The 19,082-nt window shown below is 69.2% G+C and carries 19 protein-coding genes; 7 read left to right on the forward strand and 12 right to left on the reverse strand.

Annotated features, from left to right (window positions below; genetic code table 11):
- The first annotated feature begins 56 nt into the window (after nucleotides 1–56).
- Nucleotides 57–1,040 carry a zinc-ribbon domain-containing protein gene (locus tag KF941_RS06085; protein WP_214272816.1) on the forward strand — a complete coding sequence of 328 codons (984 nt, stop codon included), beginning with the start codon at nucleotides 57–59 and terminating at the stop codon, nucleotides 1,038–1,040.
- Between the two features lie 55 nt (nucleotides 1,041–1,095).
- Here KF941_RS06085 and KF941_RS06090 read toward each other — a convergent pair whose 3' ends face one another.
- The 5 genes from KF941_RS06090 to argH form a co-directional block, all read right to left on the reverse strand.
- A complete protein-coding gene (locus KF941_RS06090) occupies nucleotides 1,096–3,609 on the reverse strand; it encodes a DUF4175 family protein (RefSeq protein WP_214272817.1) in 2,514 nt (837 codons plus the stop codon).
- Nucleotides 3,610–3,699: 90 nt separating this feature from the next.
- Nucleotides 3,700–4,965, reverse strand: coding sequence for a diaminopimelate decarboxylase (gene lysA / locus KF941_RS06095; RefSeq protein WP_214272818.1), 1,266 nt, complete (start codon nucleotides 4,963–4,965; stop codon nucleotides 3,700–3,702).
- Complete coding sequence (locus KF941_RS06100) at nucleotides 4,965–5,240, reverse strand: DUF2834 domain-containing protein (protein ID WP_036758391.1); 276 nt, start codon at nucleotides 5,238–5,240, stop codon at nucleotides 4,965–4,967. Before KF941_RS06100 ends, lysA begins: the two co-directional genes overlap by 1 nt.
- Complete coding sequence (locus tag KF941_RS06105) at nucleotides 5,221–5,388, reverse strand: hypothetical protein (protein WP_166435577.1); 168 nt, start codon at nucleotides 5,386–5,388, stop codon at nucleotides 5,221–5,223. Before KF941_RS06105 ends, KF941_RS06100 begins: the two co-directional genes overlap by 20 nt.
- A complete protein-coding gene (gene argH / locus KF941_RS06110; protein ID WP_072461909.1) occupies nucleotides 5,385–6,794 on the reverse strand; it encodes an argininosuccinate lyase in 1,410 nt (469 codons plus the stop codon). The genes KF941_RS06105 and argH overlap by 4 nt, the downstream gene beginning before the upstream one ends.
- Nucleotides 6,795–6,816: 22 nt before the next feature.
- On the opposite strand from argH, the gene KF941_RS06115 reads away from it, so the two are divergent.
- Nucleotides 6,817–7,371 (forward strand): TlpA disulfide reductase family protein, encoded by a 555-nt coding sequence (locus KF941_RS06115; protein ID WP_072461908.1) that lies wholly within the window; start codon nucleotides 6,817–6,819, stop codon nucleotides 7,369–7,371.
- On the opposite strand, the gene KF941_RS06120 is transcribed toward KF941_RS06115, so the two are convergent.
- Complete coding sequence (locus KF941_RS06120; RefSeq protein ID WP_036758380.1) at nucleotides 7,349–7,933, reverse strand: DNA-3-methyladenine glycosylase I; 585 nt, start codon at nucleotides 7,931–7,933, stop codon at nucleotides 7,349–7,351. The two genes, KF941_RS06115 and KF941_RS06120, sit on opposite strands and share 23 nt — an antisense overlap.
- Nucleotides 7,934–8,025: 92 nt before the next feature.
- Between KF941_RS06120 and KF941_RS06125 the strand changes: the two genes are divergently transcribed.
- From KF941_RS06125 to KF941_RS06135, 3 genes are all read left to right on the forward strand, one after another.
- The gene (locus KF941_RS06125) at nucleotides 8,026–8,853 is read left to right on the forward strand and encodes an EAL domain-containing protein (RefSeq protein WP_214272819.1); all 828 of its coding nucleotides are present in this window, start codon (nucleotides 8,026–8,028) and stop codon (nucleotides 8,851–8,853) included.
- Nucleotides 8,854–9,142: 289 nt separating this feature from the next.
- Nucleotides 9,143–10,318, forward strand: coding sequence for an acetyl-CoA C-acetyltransferase (locus KF941_RS06130; RefSeq protein WP_214272820.1), 1,176 nt, complete (start codon nucleotides 9,143–9,145; stop codon nucleotides 10,316–10,318).
- Nucleotides 10,319–10,404: 86 nt separating this feature from the next.
- Entirely contained in the window at nucleotides 10,405–11,130 is a 726-nt protein-coding gene (locus tag KF941_RS06135; RefSeq protein ID WP_214272821.1) for a beta-ketoacyl-ACP reductase, read from the forward strand.
- A 99-nt stretch (nucleotides 11,131–11,229) separates the two neighbouring features.
- On the opposite strand, the gene KF941_RS06140 is transcribed toward KF941_RS06135, so the two are convergent.
- Genes KF941_RS06140 through KF941_RS06150 form a run of 3 tightly spaced genes read right to left on the reverse strand, consistent with a single transcriptional unit; the run spans nucleotide 11,230 to nucleotide 12,416 of the window.
- Nucleotides 11,230–11,394, reverse strand: a complete 165-nt coding sequence (locus tag KF941_RS06140; protein ID WP_072461905.1) for a YdcH family protein — start codon at nucleotides 11,392–11,394, stop codon at nucleotides 11,230–11,232.
- A gap of 58 nt (nucleotides 11,395–11,452) precedes the next feature.
- Nucleotides 11,453–12,211 carry a methyltransferase domain-containing protein gene (locus KF941_RS06145; RefSeq protein WP_214272822.1) on the reverse strand — a complete coding sequence of 253 codons (759 nt, stop codon included), beginning with the start codon at nucleotides 12,209–12,211 and terminating at the stop codon, nucleotides 11,453–11,455.
- Nucleotides 12,204–12,416 carry a DUF2007 domain-containing protein gene (locus tag KF941_RS06150; protein WP_024845043.1) on the reverse strand — a complete coding sequence of 71 codons (213 nt, stop codon included), beginning with the start codon at nucleotides 12,414–12,416 and terminating at the stop codon, nucleotides 12,204–12,206. Before KF941_RS06150 ends, KF941_RS06145 begins: the two co-directional genes overlap by 8 nt.
- A 75-nt stretch (nucleotides 12,417–12,491) precedes the next feature.
- Here KF941_RS06150 and KF941_RS06155 point away from each other — a divergent pair, with 75 nt between their 5' ends.
- Entirely contained in the window at nucleotides 12,492–13,493 is a 1,002-nt protein-coding gene (locus KF941_RS06155) for a polyprenyl synthetase family protein (RefSeq protein ID WP_036758418.1), read from the forward strand.
- Nucleotides 13,494–13,563: 70 nt separating this feature from the next.
- Here KF941_RS06155 and KF941_RS06160 read toward each other — a convergent pair whose 3' ends face one another.
- Nucleotides 13,564–15,012 carry an ammonium transporter gene (locus KF941_RS06160; RefSeq protein WP_083539081.1) on the reverse strand — a complete coding sequence of 483 codons (1,449 nt, stop codon included), beginning with the start codon at nucleotides 15,010–15,012 and terminating at the stop codon, nucleotides 13,564–13,566.
- Nucleotides 15,013–15,268: 256 nt separating this feature from the next.
- Here KF941_RS06160 and KF941_RS06165 point away from each other — a divergent pair, with 256 nt between their 5' ends.
- Nucleotides 15,269–17,599 (forward strand): PBP1A family penicillin-binding protein, encoded by a 2,331-nt coding sequence (locus tag KF941_RS06165; RefSeq protein ID WP_072461901.1) that lies wholly within the window; start codon nucleotides 15,269–15,271, stop codon nucleotides 17,597–17,599.
- 146 nt (nucleotides 17,600–17,745) lie between these two features.
- On the opposite strand, the gene KF941_RS06170 is transcribed toward KF941_RS06165, so the two are convergent.
- Both KF941_RS06170 and KF941_RS06175 read right to left on the reverse strand, forming a co-directional pair.
- Nucleotides 17,746–18,342: an ABC transporter substrate-binding protein gene (locus KF941_RS06170; protein ID WP_072461900.1), complete on the reverse strand. Its 597-nt coding sequence runs from the start codon at nucleotides 18,340–18,342 to the stop codon at nucleotides 17,746–17,748.
- Nucleotides 18,332–19,060, reverse strand: coding sequence for a VacJ family lipoprotein (locus tag KF941_RS06175; RefSeq protein ID WP_072461899.1), 729 nt, complete (start codon nucleotides 19,058–19,060; stop codon nucleotides 18,332–18,334). Before KF941_RS06175 ends, KF941_RS06170 begins: the two co-directional genes overlap by 11 nt.
- Nucleotides 19,061–19,082: the final 22 nt, after the last annotated feature.

Raw genomic sequence — 19,082 nt, forward strand, 5'->3', positions numbered from 1 at the left:
TTGCGAGACGCCCGCATGATCGAAACCACCCCCGACCGGAGCCGAAAGACCAGCCCATGCGCCTGACCTGCCCCCGCTGCGCTGCCCAATACGAGATCGCGGAATCCGCCATTCCCGCCTCGGGGCGCGAGGTCGAATGCTCGGCCTGCGGCCATGTGTGGCGCCAGCCCGGAACGGGAAAATCCGCCCAGGCAGCCGATCCCGCCCCGCGCCGCCCCTATGATCCGCAGGCGCGCCCGGTCCTGAACCGGCCGCTGGACGAATCGGTGCTGGCCATCCTGCGCGAGGAAGCCGCCCGCGAGCTGCGCGCCCGCGAGGCGCCGGTGCGAAAGCCCGCCCCCGATCACATTCCCGCGACGGCCGCCGCCACAGCGGCCCCGGAGGCGGCGCCAGCGGCGACCGAGCCCGCCGCCAGCGACGGCCGCGCCCCCGCCGAACCGCCGATCGACTGGCCGGCCGCCACCGTGACCGAGCCGGGCATCGCCCCGGCGCCCGCCGAAACCGCCCCCCCCGAAACCGCTCCCGCCGAGCCGGCCCCCGCCAGCCCGCAAACGCCGCCCGAGCCCCAGCCCGAAAGCCCGGTCGCGGAAGCCCCTGCCGCCAACCCCGCGCCGCCGGAATGGCCCGAACCGGTCGCCCCCGCCCTGCCCGATGCCGAGGAACTGGCCGCGACCCTGACCCGCAGCGGTCCGCCGCTGCCCGACCCGGCCCCCGAGGCGGGGGAAGCGCCCCCGGCCATCGCGCCGCTGATCCGTCCCGCCCTGCCGGAAACCCCGGCCGCGGCCAACCCGGCCGAGCCCGCCGCGGCCCCCGCCCCGCGCGAGGCGCCGGTTCCCGCCCTGGTGCCGGTGCGCCGACAGCGCAGCGGCGGCTACGGCATGGGCTTCGGCCTTGCCGCGATGCTGGCGCTGGGGGCGGTGATCCTCTATGCGCTGGCGCCGCAGATCCCGGCCGAGGAAGGCGGCGGCTGGCTCGCCGACTGGCGCCAGCAGGTCGATCAGGTCCGGCTCTGGCTCCACGACCGCATCCTGGGCCGATAGGGGGCCTCGCCGCGCGATCCGAACGGCGCGCCGCCAGGGCCGGCGGCCCCCCTTTTCAGAAATTCTCCAGCAGCCGCCCCAGATAGTCGCGCTCGTCGCGCGGCCGCTCGCGCTCGCCGCTGCGCCGGCGGATCTCGTCCTGCAATTCGCGGGCCTTGCGCGAGGGATCGCCGCCCTCGGCCAAGGGATCGCCCGAGGTGATCGAACCGCCGTCGCCCGACAGCGCCCGGCCCAGCGGATCGGTCTGCGGCTGGCGATCATAGGGCTGCGCCAGCCCGCGCTGCCCACGCGGATCGCCCGAGGGGCCCTCGGGGCCGTCCTGCTGCCCGCCCTGCTGCGGCTGGCCGTCCTGGCCCTGCTGCTGGTCCTGCGCCATCATGTCGCCCAGCGCCCGCATCCCCTCGCGCATGGACTGGATCGCCTGGGCCTGGCGCTCCATCGCGCCGGCGGCATCGCCCTCGCGCAGCGCCTGCTCGGCATCCTCCATGGCGCGGCCGGCCTCGTCCAGCTGGCGCCGCGCCTCCTCGCCCTGCGGGGTGCCGCGGCCGGGCAGCAAGCCGCGCTGCCGGCCCAGATCCTCGCGCAACTCGCGCTGGCGGTCGGCAAGCTGCTGGCCCTGCTGGTCGCCCTGGCCCTCCTGCCCCTCCTCGCCCGGCTGCCATTGGCCGAACCGGTCCTGCATCTGGCGCATGGCCTCGTCGGCCAGCTTCTGCTGGTCGCGCAGGGTCTCGGCCAGCCGGTTCATCGGCCGCTGGCGGCCGCCCTCGCCGCCCTCGGATTGCGTCACCCGCATGTTCTGCATCATGCGGTTGAACTGCTCCAGCAATTCCTGGGCCTCGGCCATGCGGCCCTCGTTCATCAGGCGCTGGATCTCGTCCATCATCTGCTGGATCTGGTCGCCGGTGATCTGCTGGCGGTTCTGGGGCGAGCGGTCGAAACGCTCGGCCGGATCCTGCCCCTGCTGCTGGGCCAGCATATCGAGGTAATCGTCGGTGGCCTGCTTCAGCTCGTCCATCAGGCGCTGGATCTCGTCGGGGCTGGCGCCGTTGCGGATCGCCTCGGACAGCCGTTCCTGCGCCTGCTGCATGCGCTCCAGCGCATCGGCCAGCCCGCCATCCTCCAGCGCGACGGCCGCATCCCACAGCAGCTGCGCCAGCTTGTTGCGCGCCTCCTCGCCCAGGTTGCCGGATTCCAGCGTACCGACGGCACCGCGCAGGCCGTGATAAAGCTCCTCCTCCATGAAGCCCTCGGGCTGCCAGCTCGCCGCACGCAGGATCTGGGCGCTGCGGGCGGCATTGTCGCGCGACCACAGCAGGTCGCGCCGCACCTCGATCAGCGACGCCGCCAGCGGGTCGAAGAAGCGCCGCCCCGGCAAGACCATGCGCATCGGGGCCGAGACGCCCTGCTGCTCGATCCCGTCCTCGACCTTCAGCGAAACCGTCACCGGCAGGTTGGCCCAGGGATGGCGGGCCAGGTCGCCCACCAGCCGGCCGCGGATCTGCTTGCGGCTGCCGGTCGCGGGCAGGGGCAGTTCCAGCTCCACCGCCTCGCGCGGTTCGGGATCGAGGGCCAGGCCAAAGCGGCGGTCCACCGCATCCAGGTCCAGCGCGATGACCGCATGGCCCGCCGCGATGCCATTGTCGTCGCTGGCGGTGAATTCCTGCACCAGCCTTCCGTCGGCGCGCCGCTCGGGCGCCTTGCCGGGCGCCACCACCGGCACCGCATCCGGCAGCACGGTCACGTCGAAGCGCCGCCCGGCGACCTCGATCGCCCCGTCGCGCTCGGCCATGAACTCGGGCGCCGCGGGATCGCCGCCCGGAACCGCCGCGCCGATATCCTGCGCGATTTCGGCGCCCTCGCCGTAAAGCCGGAAGCTCAGCTTCGAACCCTTGGGCAGCTCCAGCCCCCGCCCCTCGGGCAGGGCGTTCAGGTAAAGCGTCGGGCGCCGGGTATAGGCGGGGGGCGCGGCCCAGCCCTCCCATGACGGCCCGGCCTCGGCGCCGGGACGCGCCTCGGGCAGGGGCCGGAAGGTCGCGCCCAGGGCGGCAAGGCCCTGCCCCAGCTGCCCCGCCGGCGCAAAGACCAGCGCCATGACCAGCGCCACCATGCCGGCCAGCCGCAAGGCGACCGGATCGCGCCAGCGCAGCCGCGCATCGGGCGCAACCGGACGCGCGGCAGAGGCCACCTGCTCCATCCGCGCCAGATGCGCGCGCCACAGCGCATCCGTGCCGCCGTCCCCGGCCCCCAGGACCAGACGGTCGCGCAGCGCCGAAAGCGGCCGCCCCGGCAGGGTCAGGTCGACCCGCAGCCGCGCCGCCGCGGCCGAGGGCCGCCGGAACCGCCGCACCCCCCAGCCGAAGGCCAGCACCGCGGCCAGGGCCACCAGGCCCATCAGCCAGATCAGCGCCCGCGAGGAAAAAAGATCGGTCGCGCCAAAGGCCAGCGCCGCCAGCACCAGCGCCAGGACCACGCCCAGGGGCCAGAAGGCGGCGGCCAGCGCCTCCCACCACATGCCGGCGCGGGTCAGCCCGACCGCCCAGCGGATCCGGCGCGGCTCAGCGGGATCCATGGCCCCGCCCCCTCGTTCTTCCGTGGACAAATATCCCACGGGGGTCCGGGGGTGTGAAACCCCCGGCGACCACGCAGCAGGAAGCGATACCTAAAGCCATTCCGGGATGGTATCGCGTCCCAGCATTTCCTCAAGCGTCGGTCGCGCCCGAATGACGGCGAATTGATCGCCGCTGACCAGAACCTCGGGCACCAGCGGCCGGGAATTGTATTCCGAGGCCATCACCGCGCCATAGGCCCCGGCCGAGCGCAGCGCCACCAGGTCGCCCGGACCCAGCACCGGCAGATCGACCGCCTTCTGGAAGGTGTCGCCGGTCTCGCAGACCGGGCCGACCACGTCATGGGGCGCGACCTCGGCCCCCGGCGCCGGCTCGCGCACCGGCACGATGTCGTGATGCGCCGAATACATCGCCGGCCGGATCAGGTCGTTCATCGCCGCATCGAGGATCAGGAAATCCCGCCCCTCGCCCTGTTTCAGATAGATCACCGAGGACAGCAGGATGCCGGCATTGCCGGCAATGTTGCGTCCCGGCTCGATCTCGATCTCGCAGCCCAGGTCGCCCACGGCATCGCGGATCACCTGGCCGTATTCGATCGGCAAGGGCGGCGCATTGTTGTCGCGCCGGTAGGGAATGCCCAGGCCGCCGCCCATGTCGAGCCGGGTGATCGCATGCCCGTCGGCGCGCAGGGCGCGGGTCAGCTCGGCCATCTTGGCATAGGCCAGCCGATAGGGCTCCAGGTCGGTCAGCTGGCTGCCGATATGCATGTCGATGCCGACCACCTTGATGCCGGGCAGCCGCGCGGCATGGGCATAGACCTCGCGCGCGCGAGCGATGGGGATGCCGAACTTGTTCTCGGACTTGCCGGTGGCGATCTTCTCATGCGTCCTTGCATCGACGTCGGGGTTCACCCGCACGGCGACCGGCGCCTCGACCCCCATCGCGGCGGCCACGCGCGACAGCAGTTCCAGTTCCGGCTCGGATTCGACGTTGAACTGGCGGATGCCGCCTTCCAGCGCCATGCGCATCTCGGGCTCGGTCTTGCCGACGCCGGAGAACACGATCCGCTCGCCCGGCACGCCCGCCGCCTTCGCCCGCGCGTATTCCCCGCCCGAGACGATGTCCATGCCCGCGCCCAGGTCGCCCAGAAGCTTCAGCACGGCGATGTTCGAATTGGCCTTGACCGCAAAGCAGACCAGGTGATCGGTCCAATCCAGCGCCTGCTGGAACAGCTTGAAATGCCGGGTCAGCGTGGCGGTGGAATAGACATAGACCGGGGTGCCGACCTCGGCCGCGATGCGGGCCAGCGGCACCTCCTCGGCATGAAGCCAGCCGTCGACATAGTTGAAGTGATCCATCAGGTGATCCTGCGAGAGCGGATGAACAGATAAAGCGGCAGCGCAAAGCCGATCCCCAGCGCCAGCGCCGGCAGCGTCAGCAGCGCCGCCCAGTTGCGGCGCAGCATGGTCTCGACCAGGCACCACAGCGCCAGCGTGGCCTGCGCCAGCAGCTCGGACCCGCCGGCGCCCTGCCACAGCGCCTCGCCCCGCCACAGCGCCACGGCCAGGCCGGCCAGCGCAAGCGCCGCCCAGGCCAGCCGCAGGGGCGTCAGCTCAGAGCTGCTTGATGACACCGAAACGTGCCTCGCCGCTGATATGCACGCCGGGTTCGCGGATGGCTTCACGGGCAGGCTCGGGGCGGGTCGGCGCACCATCGACCCCACAGGCGGCCAGGGTGGCCAGGATCAGCGCGAAGGCGGCCAAAAGCAGGTGCTGCGTCATGCGGATTTCTCCTCCAGTTTCTGTTTCCAACGGGCGATCTGGGCGCGGACCTGCTGGGGCGCGGTGCCGCCATAGGACATGCGCGAGGCGACCGAGTTATGCACGCCCAGCACGTTATAGACATCCGCGGTGATCGCCGGATGGACCGATTGCATCTGCGCCAGCGTCAGTGCCGGCAGGTCGATCCCGGCCTTCTCGGCCAGGGCGACCAGCGCGCCGGTGACGTGATGGGCGTCGCGGAAGGGCAGCCCGGCCTCGCGCACCAGCCAGTCGGCCAGGTCGGTCGCGGTCGAAAACCCCGAGCCCGCCGCCGCCTCCAGCCGCTCGCGGTTGGCCGTCAGGTCCGACAGCATGCCCTCCATCGCGGCCAGCGCCAGCATGAGGTTGTCGGCGGCGTCGAAGACCTGCTCCTTGTCCTCCTGCATGTCCTTGGAATAGGCGAGCGGCAGGCCCTTCATCACCACGAACAGCGCCACCGCCGCGCCCAGGATGCGGCCGATCTTGGCCCGGATCAGCTCGGCCGCGTCGGGGTTCTTCTTCTGCGGCATGATCGACGAGCCGGTCGAGAAGCGGTCCGACATGGTGACGAAGCGGAACTGGGCCGAGGACCAGATCACCAGCTCCTCGGCCAGCCGCGACAGGTGGACGGCACAGATCGCGGCCGAGGACAGGAACTCCAGCGCGAAATCGCGGTCGCTGACCGCATCGAGGCTGTTGGCCATCGGCCGGTCGAAGCCCAGCGCGCGCGCCGTCGCCTCGCGGTCGATGGGAAAGCCGGTGCCGGCCAGGGCGGCGGCGCCGAGGGGCGATTCGTTCATGCGCTTGCGCGCGTCCCGGAAACGCGACAGGTCGCGGCCGAACATCTCGACATAGGCCATCATGTGATGGCCCCAGGTCACCGGCTGCGCGGTCTGCAGATGGGTAAAGCCCGGCATGACCCAATCCGCGCCGCGCTCGGCCTGCGACAGGGCGACGCGGATCAGCGCGTCGAGGCCGGCGATGGCCGCGTCGCATTGGTCGCGCACCCACAGCCGGAAGTCGGTCGCCACCTGGTCGTTGCGGCTTCGCGCCGTATGCAACCGCCCCGCCGGCTCGCCGACGATCTCCTTGAGCCGCGATTCCACGTTCATGTGGATGTCTTCCAGCGCGGTGGAAAAGGGAAACTCGCCCGCCTCGATCTCTGACAAGACCGTGAGCAGCCCTTCCCCGATCGCCTCGGCATCGCTAGTGCTGATGATGCCTTGTGCCGCAAGCATCGCGGCATGGGCGCGGCTGCCCCGGATGTCCTGGGCATAAAGCCGCCGGTCGAAGCCGATCGAGGCGTTGATCGCCTCCATGATCGCGTCCGGGCCTGCGGCGAAACGTCCGCCCCACATCTGGTTGGCGGTGGTGGGCTGCTCGGTCATGACTTGTCCTTCGGGGGGTGGAATGCGTTGGCTGGTTCTTTATACGGCGCTGCTGATCGGTGCAAATGCGGGTTTCGGCCCGGCATTTGCCGGCGAAATCGACTGGCAGGCCGCGCATGACGGCGGGCTGGCCAAGCTGGCGCCGACCGATCCGACCCCGGTGCCCGCCACGACCTTCACCGACCCCGAGGGCGGCACCCACAGCCTGGCCGACTGGCGGGGCAAGGTGGTGCTGCTGAATTTCTGGGCGACCTGGTGCGCCCCCTGCCGCGAGGAAATGCCCTCGCTCGACGCCCTGCAGGCCGAGATGGGCGGCGCGGATTTCGAGGTGCTGGCCATCGCCGCCGGCCACAACCCGCCGCCCGCGGTCAGGAAATTCCTGGACGAGGAAGGCATCGCCCATCTGCCGGTGCATCTGGACCCGCGCCAGCAGCTAGCGCGCGAGATGGGGGTGATGGGCATGCCGGTGACGGTGCTGATCGACCGCGACGGCAACGAGATCGCGCGGCTGATCGGCGGCGCCGACTGGTCCTCGGAGGCGGCGAAGGAACTGGTCAGGCAGGCGACAGCGCCCTGACGCGGGCATGGGCCGGGCAATGGGTCACGTGGTCGTTGACCAGCCCGCAGGCCTGCATGAAGGCATAGGTGATCACCGGCCCGCAAAAGTTGAAGCCGCGCTTTTTCAACGCCTTGGCCATGGCTTCGGATTGCGGCGTCCTGGCGGGAACCTGGCTCAGCGCGGTGAAGCGGTTCTGGATCGGCCGGCCGCCGACGAAGGACCAGATGAAGGGCGAAAACCCCTGCGATCCCTCGATCTCCAGAAACAGCCGCGCGCCCTTGACGGCCGCCTCGATCTTGCCGCGATGGCGGATGATGCCGGGGTTTTGCAGGGCCTGCCCCACCTCGGCCTCGCCCCAGGCGGCGACGCGCTCGGGGTCGAAGCCCTCGAAGGTCTCGCGAAAGGCCTCGCGCTTGCGCAGGATGGTGATCCAGCTCAGCCCGGCCTGGAAACCGTCCAGCACCAGTTTTTCCCAAAGCGCGCGCGAATCATATTCCGGCACGCCCCATTCATGGTCGTGATAGGCGACGTAAAGCGGGTCGGAGCCGCACCAGGCGCAGCGTTCGGTCAGGTCGGGCAAGGATCCGTTAACCTCGAGTCGAGAATGCGGCTCCAGTTTACGCGATCTTAGGACATGATCGCCAGAGTGCCGTCGATGACAGGAGTCTTGGCATGACCGACAATATCGATTCGCGACTGGAAATGGGCTCTCCGCTGGATTTCGCCGTGAACCGGCAGTCGCGGGTGACAATGGCGACGGTGCGGCGCGCAGTATCGCGCGGCGACGCCGTCCTGGCCTATCAGCCGGTGGTGCAGGCGGATCGCACCGACCACGCGGCCTTCCACGAAGGGCTGATCCGAATCATCGACGAAACCGGGCGCATCGTGCCGCTGCGCGATTTCCTGCCGCTGGCCGAGACGACGGAACTGGGGCGGCAGATCGACTGCCTGGCGCTGTCGCTGGGGCTGAAATCCCTGGCCGAGGAGCCCTCGCTCAGGCTTTCGATCAACATGTCGGCGCGTTCCATCGGCTATCCGGCCTGGCTGCGCACGCTGCACGAAGGCATCGCCGGGGATGTCAGCATCGCCGAGCGGCTGATCCTGGAAATCACCGAAAGCTCGGCCATGGGCATGCCCGAACTGGTCGAGCAATTCATGCAGGAGTTGCAGGCCCAGGGCGTCAGCTTCGCGCTGGACGATTTCGGCGCCGGCTATACCTCGTTCCGCTACCTGCGCGATTTCTGCTTCGACATGGTCAAGATCGACGGGCAGTTCGTCCGCGACATCGCCATGCAGCGCGACAACCAGGTGCTGACGCGGGCGCTGCAATCCATTGCCCGGCATTTCGACATGTTCACCGTCGCAGAATCGGTCGAGGCGGCCGAGGACGCCGCCTTCCTGATCGACATGGGCATCGACTGCCTGCAGGGCTATTATTTCGGCGCCCCGACCATCGTGCCGCCCTGGAAATCGCCCAACACAGCCGCCCGGCGCAGCTAAACCCGATTCACCCGGCAGTAGAAACGCCTTGGCCCCCGCGACAACCGTCCCCGCGGCCCTGCCGGCGGGGGTGGAGATTTCCCGACCGACCGGCCGGCCTGCGCGGATCGGCAGGCGGGCTTGCCGGCGCCGCCGCGTGGCCCGCCTGGGCGGACGGGCGCTCAGCCGCCGCGGCGACGGGGCCTGTCGGGGGCGACGCAGCCGCAAGTCCGCTTGACCTCGGGTAACGAAACGGCAAACAGTCTTCCTGTCACCGATATTATCGGCCTATCTGGGAAGGAGCCCCGTCATGACCAAAGCCGTAATCGTTTCAGCCGCCCGCACCCCCGTCGGCAGCTTTCTGGGGTCCTTTGCGAACCTGCCGGCGCATGAGCTTGGCGCCATCGTCCTGAAGGCGGTCGTCGAACGCGCCGGGGTCGATCCTTCCGAAGTGTCCGAAACCATCCTGGGCCAGGTGCTGACCGCCGCCCAGGGCCAGAACCCCGCCCGCCAGGCGCATATCAAGGCCGGCTTCCCGCAGGAATCGGCGGCCTGGGTCATCAACCAGGTCTGCGGCTCGGGCCTGCGCACAGTGGCGCTGGCGGCGCAGCAGGTGCTGCTGGGCGACGCCCGGATCGTCGTGGCCGGCGGTCAGGAATCCATGTCGCTGGCGCCCCATGCCGCCTATATCCGCGCCGGGCAGAAGATGGGCGACATGAAGATGCTCGACACCATGATCAAGGACGGGCTCTGGGACGCCTTCCACGACTACCACATGGGCACCACGGCCGAGAACGTCGCCACGAAATGGGAGATCGCGCGGGCCGAGCAGGACCAGTTCGCCGTCGCCTCGCAGAACAAGGCCGAGGCCGCGCAGAAGGCCGGCAAGTTCGCCGACGAGATCGTGCCCGTGACCATCAAGTCCCGCAAGGGCGAGACCGTGGTCGATGCCGACGAATACATCCGCCACGGCGCCACGCTGGACGCGATGGAAAAGCTGCGCCCCGCCTTCAGCAAGGAGGGCAGCGTGACCGCCGCCAATGCCTCGGGGCTGAACGACGGCGCCGCTGCCGTGCTGGTCATGACCGAGGACGAGGCGGCGCGGCGCGGGCTGACGCCGCTGGCGCGCATCGCCTCCTACGCGACCGCCGGCGTGGACCCGCAGATCATGGGCACCGGCCCGATCCCCGCCAGCCGCAAGGCGCTGGAAAAGGCCGGCTGGTCGGTCGGCGACCTGGACCTGGTCGAGGCGAACGAGGCCTTTGCCGCCCAGGCCATCGCCGTGAACCGCGACATGGGCTGGGATCCCTCGATCGTGAACGTGAACGGCGGCGCCATCGCCATCGGCCACCCCATCGGCGCCTCGGGCTGCCGCATCCTGAACACGCTGCTGTTCGAAATGCAGCGCCGCGACGCGAAAAAGGGCCTGGCCACGCTGTGCATCGGCGGCGGCATGGGCGTCGCCCTGTGCCTCGAGCGTCCCTGAGCCGAAAAGGCGCGCGCAACTATCTTGCGCGCGCCACGCCAGTTCGGTAACACAATTTCACGACCATTTTCAAAGGGGGACGAAAAATGGCAAAAGTGGCCCTTGTGACCGGCGGGTCGCGCGGCATCGGCGCGGCGATCTCGAAGGCGTTGAAGGAGGCCGGCTATACGGTCGCGGCGAATTACGCCGGCAATGACGATGCCGCCCGCACCTTTACCGAAGAAACCGGCATCAAGACCTACAAATGGTCGGTGGCGGATTACGACGCCTGCGCAGCGGGCATCAAGCAGGTCGAGGAAGAGCTTGGCCCCATCGCCGTGCTGGTCAACAATGCCGGCATCACCCGCGACTCGATGTTCCACAAGATGACGCCGCAGCAGTGGAAAGAGGTCATCGACACCAACCTGACGGGCCTGTTCAACATGACCCATCCGGTCTGGTCGGGCATGCGCGACCGCAAATACGGCCGCATCGTCAACATCAGCTCGATCAACGGCCAGAAGGGCCAGGCCGGCCAGGCGAACTATTCGGCGGCCAAGGCGGGCGACCTGGGCTTTACCAAGGCGCTGGCCCAGGAAGGCGCGCGCGCCGGCATCACCGTGAACGCGATCTGCCCCGGCTATATCGGCACCGAGATGGTCCGCGCCATCGACGAGAAGGTGCTGAACGAGCGCATCATCCCCCAGATCCCGGTCGGCCGCCTGGGCGAGCCCGAAGAGATCGCGCGCTGCGTGGTCTTCCTGGCCTCGGAGGATGCCGGCTTCATCACCGGCTCGACCATCAGCGCGAACGGCGGCCAGTTCTTCGTCTGAGCCGCCCCCCCGACAGGCAACGGCCCGCGAGATGTCGCGGGCCGTTTCTCATTCCATGGCCGTGGCCTTCGGGCGGGCCAGGCCCGCCCGTGCCGCAGGTCAATGCGACAGGCGCGTGATCTCTTCCTTGAGGCGAAGTTTTTCCTTCTTCATCCGGGCGATGGTGAGGTCATCCGTGCCGGGGCTGCGATGCGCGGCCTCGATGGCGTTCGAAAGTGACTGATGTTTGCGGCGAAGCTCCTGCACATGGGATTCAACCGACATTCCGTCCTCCTCTTGGATTGATCGAACCAAGGGATTGCAGCATAGAATCGTCACATTGTCACCGGAAATTCGGCCCGCCGAGCGAAAGTGCCGCACCCTCGCGCAAAACCGCCTGCGCGGCCTTTGTCAGATCCTCTTCGTCGCCGGAATGTGACGGTTTTGCATGCATGACAAAGGGCGACAGCAGGCGTAGCGGCGCGCGCGCGCCCTTGCGGGCGCAGGCAATGACGCGCCCCGCCTCGCGCCCCTCGCGCGCCGCGACTGGCAGGATCGTGATCGCCCCGGCCAGGGGGGAAAGCGCGGCCAGGATCTCGGCCAGCCGGTCGGCGCGCTGGATCAGCGTCAGCCAGCCGCCGGGCCGCAGGCGGCGCAGCCCGGCCTCGATCCACAGCGGCAGGGGCGTCGCCTCGTGCCGGGCGCGACCGCGGCCGGCATCGGGCGCCGGCGGGCCGCCGGTGAAATAGGGCGGGTTGGCGATCACATGGTCGAAGCTTTGGCCGCGCAGGGCGGTGGGCATCCGGGCCAGGTCGCCCTCATGCAGCTCGGCCGGGATGGCAGTGGCTGCGGCATTGCGTCGCGCCAGCTCGGCATAGGCGGGCTGGAGTTCCAGCCCGGCCAGCCGCAGACCCGGCACCCGCGCGCCCAGGCAGAGCATCGCCACCCCCGCCCCGCAGCCCAGTTCCAGCACGCTGTCGCCGGGCCGCGCCGGGCAAGCCGCCGCCAGCATCACCGCATCCGCCCCGGCGCGATAGCCGCGCGCGGGCTGAAGGATGCGCAGCCGGCCGCCGAGGAACCCGTCCTCGCGCAGTTCAGTCATGGTGGATGCGATTGTCCCGCAGGATGGCGCGCGCCATGAACAGGTCGCGGTCCGCCACCATCAGCCGCCGCGGCAAGATGCCCAGCGAACCCTCCAGCACGCTCATGTGCTGGTCCAGCGGAAAGGCATGGATCCCCTCGGCCGCCAGCAGGTCGGCGGCGCGGGTGATGAGAAGCGGGTCGGTAGTGCGCAGAAGCTCTTTCATGACATGGGAAAGTTACGCGGCTGTTGCGCATGTGTCCATGGCGTGGCAATGGCTGGCGGCGAAAGGGGATCGCTGATGGGCATGAACGAAAACGTCTCCAAGCCGCTCGACCGGCTCTCCGTGGAACTGGCCGGGGATATGGACCGGGTCAATGCGCTGATCCGCGAGCGCATGGCCAGCCGCCACGCCCCCCGCATTCCGGAAGTGACCGCGCATCTGGTCGAGGCCGGCGGCAAGCGGCTGCGGCCGATGCTGGTGCTGGCGGCGGCGCGGCTGTGCGGCTATCAGGGGAACAGCCATGTGCTGCTGGCCGCGGCGGTCGAGTTCATCCATACCGCGACGCTTCTGCACGACGACGTGGTCGATGAAAGCCAGCAGCGGCGCGGCCGGCCGACGGCCAACCTTCTGTGGGACAACAAGTCCAGCGTGCTGGTCGGCGACTACCTGTTCGCGCGCAGCTTCCAGCTGATGGCGGATACGGAAAGCATGCAGGTCATGCGCATCCTGGCCAATGCCAGCGCCACCATCGCCGAGGGCGAGGTGCTGCAGCTGACCGCCGCGCAGGACGTCTCGACCACCGAGGACACCTATATCCAGATCGTGCGCGGCAAGACAGCGGCGCTGTTTTCCGCCGCGACCGAGGCGGGGGCGGTGGTGGCCGGCGCCGACCCGGCGGTGCAGCAGGCGCTGTTCGACTATGGCGATGCGCTGGGGATCGCCTTCCAGATCGTGGACGACCTGCTGGATTACGGCGGCTCGACCACGACCATCGGCAAGAACGTCGGCGACGATTTCCGCGAGCGCAAGCTGACGCTGCCGGTGATCAAGGCCATCGCCCGCGCCGACGAGGCCGAGCGCGCCTTCTGGGAACGCACCATCGGCCAGGGCCGGCAGGACGAGGCCGACCTTGCCACCGCGCTGGAGATCCTGCGCCGCCGCGAGGCGCTGGAGGCCGCCCGCGCCGATGCCATCGCCTGGGCCGGCCGTGCCAAGGCCGCGCTGCAAGCCGCGCCCGACCAGCCCCTGCGCCGCATCCTGGCGGACCTGGCGGATTTCGTGGTCTCGCGCCTGTCCTGACCAAGGCCCCCCGTGCAAATGAAAAAGCCCGGCGCATGTGCCGGGCTTTTCCTTTGCCTGAAGCGCTGCCTCAGTTGTTATAGGCGTTCTCGCCATGGGTGGTGACGTCCAGGCCCTGCCGCTCGTCATTGCCCGAGACGCGCAGGCCGATCACCGCCTTGACGATCATCAGCGCGATGAACGAGACCACGGCCGACCAGACCACCGCCACGATCACGCCCAGCGTCTGGGTCATCACCTGGCCGGCGATGTCATAGCTGGCCGAGACCGATTCCGTCGCATAGTCGTAGATGCCCGAGCCGCCCAGCGAGGGCGCGGCGAAGACGCCGGTCAGGATGGCGCCGACGATGCCGCCCACGCCGTGGATGCCGAACACGTCCAGGCTTTCGTCCACGCCCAGCTTGGCCTTCAGGCTGATGACGAACCACATGCACAGGAAGCCCGCGGCCAGGCCGATGACGATGGCGCCCATGGGGCCGACGAAACCGGCGGCGGGCGTGATGCCGACCAGGCCGGCGATGGCGCCCGAGACCCCGCCCAGCAGCGAGGGATGGCCGCGCAGCAGCCATTCGCCAAAGGCCCAGGCCAGCGCGGCGGCGGCGGTGGCGACGGTGGTGTTCAGGATCGCCATGGCGGCGGTGCCGGTGGCCTCCATGTTCGAGCCGGCGTTGAAGCCGAACCAGCCGATCCACAGCAGGCAGCCGCCCAGGAAGGTGAAGGGCAGGTTGTGCGGCGCCATCAGCTCCTTGCCGTAGCCCAGCCGCGGGCCGACGACCAGCGCGGCGACCAGACCGGCGACGCCGGCGTTGATATGGATGACCGTGCCGCCGGCGAAGTCCAGGTCGCCATGGCCGAAGAGGAAGCCGCCGGGCGCGTCGAAGGCCGAGGGGCCGCCCCACCACCAGACCATATGGGCCATCGGCAGGTAGGAGAAGAAGAACCAGATCACCACGAAGGCCAGCATGGCCGCGAATTTCATCCGCTCGACCGTGGCGCCGACGATCAGCGCCGGCGCGATGCAGGCGAAGGCCATCTGGAAGATGATGAAGACATATTCCGGCACATAGACGTTCGTCGTGAAGGTCTCGGCCAGGGACGAGGTGTCGACGCCGGCCAGGAACGCCTTGGAGAAGCCGCCGATGAACGGGGTCAGCCAGGTCGCCTCCTCGGCCGAGCCGGCGCCGGTGAAGGCCAGCGAATAGCCGAAGCAGACCCACAGGATCGACATGATGCAGAAGACGGTAAAGACCTGCATCAGCACCGACAGCATGTTCTTGGCGCGCACCAGCCCGCCGTAGAACAGCGCCAGCCCCGGAATGGACATGGCCATGACCAGGATGGCCGAAATCATCATCCAGGTGGTGTCGCCCTTGTCGACGATGGGCGCCAGGGTCTCGACGACGGCTTCGACGGTCGCCGCCGGGGCCTCGGCATCCTGCGCCAGGGCCGGCACCGCCAGCCCGATCAGCGGGAGGGCGAGCGCCGGGATCATGGGTTTGATCGCGGTAGGTCTCATCATGTTTCCTGCACCTTCTTTCTGCGTTGCAGCAGTTCCATGTCCCGGTCAGGAAACCCGCCGGCCACGCCCAGGCACAAGGTTTGTGCAGCTTTCGGCCCATCCCGCCCCTCGCCTGCCTGAATTTGGGGCAGGAATGCCGGGTTTTGCAGCCTGAGGCGGCAGTTCACTGATAGGTCATCTCGGTTCTCAAGCCCTTGGCTTTGATGTATGTTGCGCGCCAACGGGCCGGAGCAATCGGCCGGGCAGGAAAGCAGGCATGAAGAAACCGACCGGCAAGGGCCGCATTGTCGCGGACAAGCGCAATTTCGACCAAGCCCCTCAGAAAGCGCAGAAACGAACCGGCGGATCGTCCCCTGGCAAGCCGCCCAGGCGGCAGCGCGGCGGCAATGTGGTGACGCGGGGAATCGCGGGAATCATCGCGCTGGTGTGGCGGGTGGTCTGGGGTTCGTTCTGGCGGCTGGGGCTGACGGTGGCGCTGATTCTGCTGGCCGCCAGCTTCTATTTCTACACCACGCTGCCCGAACCTGCGGCGCTTTTCGACGGCCGTGCCCGCGGTTCCGTCACCATGCAGGATACCGAGGGCCGGGTCTTCGCCTGGCGTGGCGAAACTTTCGGCATGGTCAGCGCCGACAAGATCGCCCCGGTGCTGAAGGACGCGGTGGTCGCGACCGAGGACAAGCGATTCTATCGCCATCCGGGCGTGGACCCGCAGGGCATCGCCAGCGCCATCAAGATCAACATGGCCGCCGGCCGCGGCCCGCTGGAGGGCAACGGCGGCTCGACCATCACCCAGCAGGTTGCCAAGCTTCTGTGCCTGGGCGAGACCTTCGACCCGATCCGCTGGAAGTCCGAGGCCGATTTCGAGGCGGAATGCCGCAAGTCCTCGATCTGGCGCAAGGTCAAGGAAGTGCCCTATGCGCTGGCGATGGAGTTCAAATACTCCAAGCAGGACATCCTGAACATCTACATGAACCGCTCGTACCTGGGCGCGGGGGCGCGCGGCTTCGAGGCGGCGGCGCAGCGCTATTTCGACAAGTCGGCGGCCGAGGTGAACGCGGCCGAGGCGGCGATGCTGGCCGGCCTGCTCAAGGCGCCCAGCTATTTCGCGCCGACCTCGAACCTGCAGCGGGCGCAGGACCGGGCCACGGTGATCCTGGGGCTGATGCACGACCAGGGCTATCTGGACGACAAGCAATTCGCCGAGGCCAAGGCGCAGCCGGCGGTGCTGTCCAAGGCGGCGGCGGCGCGGGCCGGCGGCTATTTCGCCGATTGGGTGATGGAATCCGGCCCCGGCTTCCTGACCAGCGAGACGACCGAGGACGTCACCATCACCACCACCTTCGACCAGCGCGTGCAGCGCGCCGCCGAGCGTGCGCTGAAGCGCATCTTCGACGAAAAGGTCGCCGAGGGTTCCAAGGCGCAGGCGGCCGTGGTGGTCATGTCGCCCGACGGCGCGGTGCGCGCCATGATCGGCGGGCGCGACAATACCGCGACCGGCACCTTCAACCGCGCGACCCAGGCCAAGCGGCAGACCGGCTCCAGCTTCAAGCCCTTCGTCTATGCCGCCGCGCTGGACCAGGGCTACAGCCCCAACGACACGGTGCTGGACGCGCCGCTGACCATCAACGTGCGCGGCTCGGGGCCGTGGTCGCCGCAGAACTACACCCGCCGCTATTCGGGCGAGGTGACGCTGACCCGCGCCCTGTCGCAATCGCTGAACACCGCCACCATCCGCCTGCAGGAAATCGCCGGCCGCGATGCCGTGCGCCGCGTGGCGCAGGATTTCGGCTTTGCCAGCGACCTGGCCAGCGGCCCCTCGCTGGGGCTCGGCGTGTCGGAATCAACGCTGCTGGCGATGACCGGCGCCTATGCCGGCATCCGCAACGGCGGCACCGCCGTCAGCCCCTATGGCCTGGTCGAGCTGCGCATCAAGGGCGACGACCAGGCGCTGATCGGCCAGGTCGGCGGCATGGGCCAGCGCGTGATCTCGCAAAAGGCGTCGCGCGAGCTGATCGGCATGATGCAGCAGGTGATCGAGCGCGGCACCGGCACCCGCGCCAGGCTGCCCGGCCGTCCGGCGGCGGGCAAGACCGGCACCACCTCGAGCTATCGCGACGCCTGGTTCATCGGCTTCACCGGCCAATATGTGACCGGGGTCTGGATGGGCTATGACGACAACACGCCGCTGAAGGGCGTGACCGGCGGCGGGCTGCCGGCCGAGATCTGGCAGGCGGTGATGACCGAGATCCACGAGGGCCTGCCGGTCGAGCCCCTGGGCAATTTCGCCTTCGATCCCGACAGCGCCGTGCCGCAGGTGGTCAGCACCGGCGGCGAGGGCGCGGCCGATCCGCTGGCCGCCGCGCTTTCCGAGGCGCTTGGCCAGCCTTCGCCGCAAGGCGGCCAGGCCCAGCCCTCGGCCGAGGCCGGGCGCGCCCTGCCCGACCCCGGCGTGCAGACGCCCGGCGGCCCGCCGACCTTCCCGGCCGAGACCGTCACCAGCGGCCCCGAGGCCGAGATGCCGCCGCCCGGCACCGACGACGCGCTGACCCAGGCGCTGCGCGGCATCGAAGGGGTTTATCAGCAATAGCAGGAAGGCCGGCCCCTGGGGGACCGGCCTTTTCCTTTGGTGGATGGGTTTGGCCCCTTTCTGCCGCGCTTGCGCGGGTTTGCACCGTTGCAGCGAGTATTTAAGGAACGAAGAAGCGCTTTTTCACGATCCTGGGCGGCGGGGGCTCAGCCCGCCTGTTGCAGGTCGGCGGTCAGCGCCGCCAGATCGCCCTTGCGCCGCGCCAGCATCGCCCCGATCTCGGCCCGTTCCGAGGCGAGCATGTTCACCCCCTCGATGATGATGTTGAAATAGCGGCTTTTCCCGGACTTGTCCGAGACATGCCACTCCACCTCCATCGGGCTGCGCCCCTTGAGATAGGCGACCGAGGTCACGGCAAAGAAGGATTTCACCGGCTTGGCGCCCGTCACCTCGATCTTCGAGCCGATGAACTCGCGGAAGCGCTTGCCGTATTTGCGGCCGATATAGCCCTGGAACGCCTGGCGATAGGCGGCGAACTCGGCCCCGCCCGCCTGGCGCGCCGCCGGTCCCAGCGCCGAGCGGGCGATGATCTCGACATCCGCATAGCGCGCGAAGATCGCCTCGAAGGCGCGATACATCTGCGCCGGGGGTTGGCCGGAGTTGATGACGGCATAGACTTCGGCCAGGGATTTCTCGATCAGCGCCCGCGCCTCGCCGGTGTCGAGCGCCCAGGCGGGCCGGGCGGCGATGGCCAGTCCCGCGCCGACCAGGCCCAGGAACCCGCGGCGGGTGTCATTCGGCATAAGGGTCAATGTGTTCTCCTTCCTCGCCCAGTTCGTGGCGGCGATGCTGCAACCAGATCAGCCGCGTCTGGGCATAACTATCGGCGCTTTCATGCAGGATGGAATCGACGGAATCGCCGAAACGGCCCCGTTCACTGGCTTTTGAGGCGAGCCGCGCCCCCATGCCGATCAGGTATTGGTCGCGGTTGAGCCAGCCGCGCATCGGGTCGATGGCCAGGTCGACGACGCGGCCCACCGCATCGCGCCCGGTCGAGGGGCCGATCAGCGGCAGTTCCAGATAGGGCCCCTCGCCGACGCCCCAGCGGGCAAGCGTCTGGCCGAAATCCGTATCCTCCTCGGGCAGGGCGAAATCGCTGGCGGCGGGGTCGAGGAAACCCGCCATGCCGACCGTGGTGTTCACCAGAAAGCGCAGGGTGCTGCGCGCCGCCGGCCCCGGCCTGCCCTGCAGCAGGTGGTTCACCACCCTGCCCGGCTGCGCCAGGTTCGCGCCGAAATTGCCAAGCCCCGCAACGGCATGGCTGCCGATCCCGCCGCCCTCGCCGCCCGACAGGCCGGCGCCCAGCGGCTTGACGACGCGCGCATCCAGCCCGCGGTTGAAGGCATGGACCTTGCGGTTCATCGGCTCATAGGGGTCATGGATGCCGTCGCCGTCGCGGTCCGAACAGGCCACCAGCGTCACGGTCGCGACAAGGAGAAGGGAAAAGTTCCATGCAGACAAGCTTTTGATAACCTTCTGAAGC

Origin of the sequence: Paracoccus sp. pheM1, assembly GCF_018499825.1 — a bacterium.
GTDB lineage: Bacteria > Pseudomonadota > Alphaproteobacteria > Rhodobacterales > Rhodobacteraceae > Paracoccus > Paracoccus versutus.

What these genes read in the sequence shown, in the direction of transcription:
- KF941_RS06090 (WP_214272817.1), bottom strand. Translation starts at nt 3,609, where the DNA reads ATGGATCCCGCTGAGCCGCGCCGGATCCGCTGGGCGGTCGGGCTGACC.
- KF941_RS06115 (WP_072461908.1), top strand. Translation starts at nt 6,817, where the DNA reads ATGCGTTGGCTGGTTCTTTATACGGCGCTGCTGATCGGTGCAAATGCG.
- KF941_RS06140 (WP_072461905.1), bottom strand. Translation starts at nt 11,394, where the DNA reads ATGTCGGTTGAATCCCATGTGCAGGAGCTTCGCCGCAAACATCAGTCA.
- KF941_RS06170 (WP_072461900.1), bottom strand. Translation starts at nt 18,342, where the DNA reads ATGCCGAATGACACCCGCCGCGGGTTCCTGGGCCTGGTCGGCGCGGGA.
- KF941_RS06145 (WP_214272822.1), bottom strand. Translation starts at nt 12,211, where the DNA reads ATGACTGAACTGCGCGAGGACGGGTTCCTCGGCGGCCGGCTGCGCATC.
- KF941_RS06125 (WP_214272819.1), top strand. Translation starts at nt 8,026, where the DNA reads ATGACCGACAATATCGATTCGCGACTGGAAATGGGCTCTCCGCTGGAT.
- argH (WP_072461909.1), bottom strand. Translation starts at nt 6,794, where the DNA reads ATGACCGAGCAGCCCACCACCGCCAACCAGATGTGGGGCGGACGTTTC.
- KF941_RS06085 (WP_214272816.1), top strand. Translation starts at nt 57, where the DNA reads ATGCGCCTGACCTGCCCCCGCTGCGCTGCCCAATACGAGATCGCGGAA.
- KF941_RS06130 (WP_214272820.1), top strand. Translation starts at nt 9,143, where the DNA reads ATGACCAAAGCCGTAATCGTTTCAGCCGCCCGCACCCCCGTCGGCAGC.
- KF941_RS06165 (WP_072461901.1), top strand. Translation starts at nt 15,269, where the DNA reads ATGAAGAAACCGACCGGCAAGGGCCGCATTGTCGCGGACAAGCGCAAT.
- KF941_RS06135 (WP_214272821.1), top strand. Translation starts at nt 10,405, where the DNA reads ATGGCAAAAGTGGCCCTTGTGACCGGCGGGTCGCGCGGCATCGGCGCG.
- KF941_RS06155 (WP_036758418.1), top strand. Translation starts at nt 12,492, where the DNA reads ATGGGCATGAACGAAAACGTCTCCAAGCCGCTCGACCGGCTCTCCGTG.
- lysA (WP_214272818.1), bottom strand. Translation starts at nt 4,965, where the DNA reads ATGGATCACTTCAACTATGTCGACGGCTGGCTTCATGCCGAGGAGGTG.
- KF941_RS06150 (WP_024845043.1), bottom strand. Translation starts at nt 12,416, where the DNA reads ATGAAAGAGCTTCTGCGCACTACCGACCCGCTTCTCATCACCCGCGCC.
- KF941_RS06105 (WP_166435577.1), bottom strand. Translation starts at nt 5,388, where the DNA reads ATGACGCAGCACCTGCTTTTGGCCGCCTTCGCGCTGATCCTGGCCACC.
- KF941_RS06160 (WP_083539081.1), bottom strand. Translation starts at nt 15,012, where the DNA reads ATGATGAGACCTACCGCGATCAAACCCATGATCCCGGCGCTCGCCCTC.